The sequence below is a fragment of the Burkholderia sp. E168m23 genome (genome assembly GCF_016586125.1).
Classification (GTDB): domain Bacteria; phylum Pseudomonadota; class Gammaproteobacteria; order Burkholderiales; family Burkholderiaceae; genus Burkholderia; species Burkholderia orbicola.
Genome location: NZ_BCPP01000577.1, coordinates 1 through 4,619, shown reverse-complemented (window position 1 = coordinate 4,619; position 4,619 = coordinate 1). Strand labels below are relative to the sequence as shown.

Here is a 4,619-nt window from a genome sequence, read left to right as displayed (position 1 = left end):
GACGCGCTTGACAAGGCACGCGGCCCGTCGGAAGACGGCCAGCCGGTCGACGTGCAGGCCACCCGCGAGAAGCTCGCCGAACGCGTCGCGGCGCTGCATGCGCTGCAGGGCGGCGAGCCGATGGTGCCGCTGCAGGTCGACGGTCACGTCGTCGCGGAGATCGTCGCCGCGTGGACGGGCATTCCGCTCGGCCGGATGGTGAAGGACGAGATCGACACCGTGCTGAACCTGCAGCCGCTGCTGACCGCGCGCGTGATCGGCCAGGATCATGCGCTGGAGGCGATCGCCCAGCGTGTGCGTACCGCGACCGCGAACCTCGAGGACCCGAACAAGCCGCGCGGCGTGTTCATGTTCGTCGGGCCGTCGGGCGTCGGCAAGACCGAGACGGCGCTGGCGCTGGCCGACATCCTGTACGGCGGCGAGCGCAAGATGGTCACGATCAACATGAGCGAGTACCAGGAAGCGCACAGCGTGTCGGGCCTGAAAGGTTCGCCGCCGGGCTACGTCGGTTACGGCGAGGGCGGCGTGCTGACCGAGGCCGTGCGCCGCAACCCGTATTCCGTCGTGCTGCTCGACGAGGTCGAGAAGGCGCACCCGGACGTGCTCGAGATGTTCTTCCAGGTGTTCGACAAGGGCACGATGGACGATGCCGAAGGGCGCGAGATCGACTTCCGCAACACGCTGATCATCCTGACGTCCAACGTCGGCTCGGCCGCGGTGATGCAGGCCTGCCTGAACAAGCCGGCCGAGGAACTGCCCGATCCGGACGCGCTCGCCGAGACGCTGCGTCCGCAGCTGTACAAGACCTTCAAGCCGGCGTTCCTCGGCCGGATGAAGGTCGTGCCGTATTACCCGATTTCCGACGACGTGCTGGCCGAGATCATCGAGCTGAAGCTCGAACGCATCCGCCGCCGGATCGAGGCGAACCACAAAGCCGCGTTCGAATGGGACGAATCGCTTGTCGACGCGGTGCTCGCGCGCTGCACCGAGGTCGACTCGGGCGCCCGCAACGTCGACCACATCCTGAACGGCACGCTGCTGCCGGAGATCGCGGGCCACGTGCTCGGCCGGATCGCCGACGGCGCGGCGATCGCGCGCATCGCGGTGCGCGCGGACGAGGCCGGCGAATTTGCGTACACCGTCGAATGAGCCCCCGCACGCGACATCTGATGCATCAACGGATTCACTGAACCATGCCGATCAATCTCCCCGAGCTGCTGACGCCGATCAGCGATGCGTCGCCCAGCGGCGACGACCTGCTGTTTTCGAACGAATTCGACGCGATCCAGGACGCGCGGCGCTACGACGATCCGACGCTCGACCAGGGCGAATGGGTAACCGAGATCAAGGAGGCCGACTGGGGCTTCGTCGTCGACCATGCGGGCGAGCTGCTGCGCACGCGCACCAAGGACCTGCGGCTCGCCGTGTGGCTGACCGAGGCGCTCGCGCTCGAGGACGGCATCACGGGCCTCACCGAAGGCTATGCGCTGCTCGAAGGCCTGTGCCGCGACTTCTGGGACACCTTCCACCCGCTGCCCGAGGACGACGACATCGAGCACCGGCTCGGCAACGTCGCGTGGCTGTCCGGCCGCACGGCCGAGCTGCTGCGCGCGGTGCCGCTGACGGACGGCGCATCGAATGCGTTCAGCACGCTCGATTGGGAGGTCGCGCAGCACGTCGCGCAGTCGATCAAGCGCGACCCCGAACATGCCGACGACATCGCGCGCGGCAAGCCGTCAATCGACCAGATCGACGCGTCGCGGCGCGTGACGTCGATCGCGTTCTACACGGCGCTGCTGGCGAACCTGAAGGCGTTCGAATTCGCGCTCGATGCGTTCGAGGAGCGGCTCGTCGAGCGCGCGGGCGATTCGGCGCCGAGCTTCCGGCAGGCGCGCGACGCGTTCGAGACCGTGTACCGGCTCGCCGAGCGCTTTGCGCGCGAACAGGGCTATACGGGCAGCGCGCCGCACGCGCAGACGGCGCCGCAGGCCCAGCCCGAACGCATCGAGCCGGTATTCGGCCAGCCGATCCAGACCGAGGAGACTCACGTGCAGCAGCAGACCGCTTCGCGTCCGCCGGTGACGCAGATGATCGCCGGCATCCAGAACCGTGCGCAGGCCGTCGACCAGTTGCGCGCGGTGGCGCGCTATTTCCGTCAGACCGAGCCGCACAGCCCGGTCGCGTATCTTGCCGACAAGGCGGCCGAGTGGGCCGACATGCCGCTGCACAAGTGGCTCGAGAGCGTCGTGAAGGACGACGGCTCGCTGTCGCACATTCGCGAGCTGCTGGGGGTGAGGCCCGACGAGCAGGCGTGAACGATTGTTTTTTGACCTGAGAGCGCGGGCCCGGCGGGCTCGCGATGAACAAGAAGAAGGTGACGCATGAACGTGACCGAACTGGCCCAGGCGATTCGTGGCGGCCTGATCCAGCAGGATCGGCTGCTGAAGACGGACATCCCGTCGCTGCCGAACAATGCGCTCGTGCCGCGTCGCGCCGTAACCCGCTCGGAGCTCGGCCGTGATTTCAGCGTAACGCTCGATCTGGTGTCCACCGCGAGCGACGTCGAGCTCAAGACGCTGATCGCGCAGCCGATCACGCTGTGGATTCAGCAGGCGGACAGGTCGTATCAGCCGATCAACGGCTATATCCACACGGCGCGGCGGCTCGGTGCCGACGGCGGCCTGTCGAGTTACCAGCTGCGCTTCGCGTCGTGGATGCACTTCCTCAAGTTCCGTAGCGACATGCGGTACTGGCAGGACCAGCCGGTCGACGCGATCCTTGCCGACGTGTTCGACAGGCATCCGCAGGCCAGGGGCCAATACCGGTTCGCGCTGTCGAAGCCGCTGCCGTCCCGTTCGTACTGTCGCCAAAGCGAGACCGACTGGAACTTCGTGCACCGGCTGATGGAGGACGAAGGGCTGTTCGGCTTCTGGCGGCACAGTGAAGACGGGAAGGCGCACACGTTCGTCATCACCGACGATCTGCATACCGTCGACGCGCTGTCGCCGAATACCGTCAGGTTCGATCGCTCGGGCAGCGGCACCGAAACCGCCGGTTTCACGCAATGGACCGCGTCGCGGACCTTGCAAAGCACGCTGCATACGACGCGCACGTTCGACTACAAGTCGCCGTCGTCGGCGGGCAATCCGAACGGCACGTCGCTGCCGACGAAAAGCGGGCAGGGCGAGCTGCCCGATCAGGCGGAAATTTACGAATACACCGGCGCTTACACGTATCCGGCGCAGGACCGCGGCGAACACCTGTCGAAGATTCGCCTCGAGGAATGGGAGTCGCGTGCGAAGCGTTTCTTCGGCGTGGGCGGCGTGCGTTCGATCGACGCCGGCCGGCGTTTCACCCTCGTGGACCATCCGGAGCACGATCGCGATGCGGCGAGCGACCGCGAGTTCGCGGCCATCGGCGTCACGCGTTACATCGAGAACAATCTGCCGGCCTCTGACCACGAAGCAAGTTTCCCGCATAGCCTGCAGGACGCGCTGGCGCAGGTGAAGGCCGGGCACGGGAAAGGGGGCGCGTTCGAGGTCGGGCACGACGACGGCTCGGCCGGGTTCTATCTCGTCGCGGTCGAGGCGCAGCGCGCGAGCGTGCCGTATCGCAGCCCGTTCGAGCACCGCAAGCCCGCGATGCAGCTCGAGACGGCCGTCGTGGTCGGTCCGAAGGGCGAGGAGGTCTATACCGACGCGCTGAACCGGATCAAGGTCATGTTCGTGTGGGACCGCCAGAGCGAAGGCCGCGAGACGGCATCGTGCTGGATGCGCGTCGTGCAATCGGATACCGGCGGCGGTTACGGCGCGGTGCATATTCCGCGCGTCGGCGAGGAAGTGCTGATCGGCTACATCGGCGGCGACTGCGATCGGCCGATCGTCATGCATCGTGTCTACAACGGGGCGGCCAAGCCGCAATGGCATAGCGACGGGATACTGTCGGGCTTCCGGTCGAAGGAATATGCGGGATCGGGGCACAACGAGATGGTGCTCGACGACGCGACCGGGCAGAACCGCGCGCGCCTGTTCAGCAGCAGCGCGAATTCGCTGCTTCATCTCGGCTATCTGATCGAGCAGAACGGCAACACGCGTGGTGCGTATCTCGGCTCGGGTTTCGATCTGCGCACGGATGCGTACGGCGCGCTGCGTGCGGGCCAGGGCTTGTACGTGACGACGCATCCGAAGCAGGCGAACAGCCAGCCGCTCGACGCGAGCGAGGCAAAGCAGCAGCTTGGCAGTGCGGACGGGTTGATCGAGTCGATGTCGCAGGTCAGCGAGATGCATCAGGCGGAGAGTCTCGGTGCCGGTCGCGATGCGCTGAAGCAGTTCGCCGATGCGACGCAGAACAGCGTGGCGGGGGCGGCCTCGGGGGGCGGCAGGACGGCCGGCGGCGGAACGGGGAATGCCAATGCGTTCAAGGAACCCGTGATGCTGTTCGCGAGCCCGGCGGGGATCGGGATGGCTTCGCAGCAGTCGGTGCATCTGGCGAGCGAGCAGCAGACCAATATCGCCAGCGGGCAAAGCACGTTCGTGACCAGTGGGAAATCGCTGATCGCCGGCATCCGGGATCGCATCAGCCTGTTCGCGCAGAACGCCGGGATGAAGCTGTTTGCCGGG

At 66.7% G+C, this 4,619-nt stretch carries 3 protein-coding genes; all 3 read left to right on the top strand.

What is annotated here, in order from left to right; genetic code table 11:
* Nucleotides 1-1,149, top strand: a 1,149-nt coding sequence (locus tag JMF90_RS25065; RefSeq protein WP_201325556.1) for an AAA family ATPase, incomplete at its 5' end; no start/stop codon positions are given.
* Nucleotides 1,150-1,193: 44 nt separating this feature from the next.
* Nucleotides 1,194-2,315 carry a type VI secretion system protein TssA gene (gene tssA / locus JMF90_RS25060; protein WP_054928307.1) on the top strand — a complete coding sequence of 374 codons (1,122 nt, stop codon included), beginning with the start codon at nucleotides 1,194-1,196 and terminating at the stop codon, nucleotides 2,313-2,315.
* A 66-nt stretch (nucleotides 2,316-2,381) separates the two neighbouring features.
* Nucleotides 2,382-4,619 (top strand): type VI secretion system Vgr family protein (locus JMF90_RS25055; protein ID WP_201325555.1); only part of this gene is annotated, 2,238 nt, incomplete at its 3' end.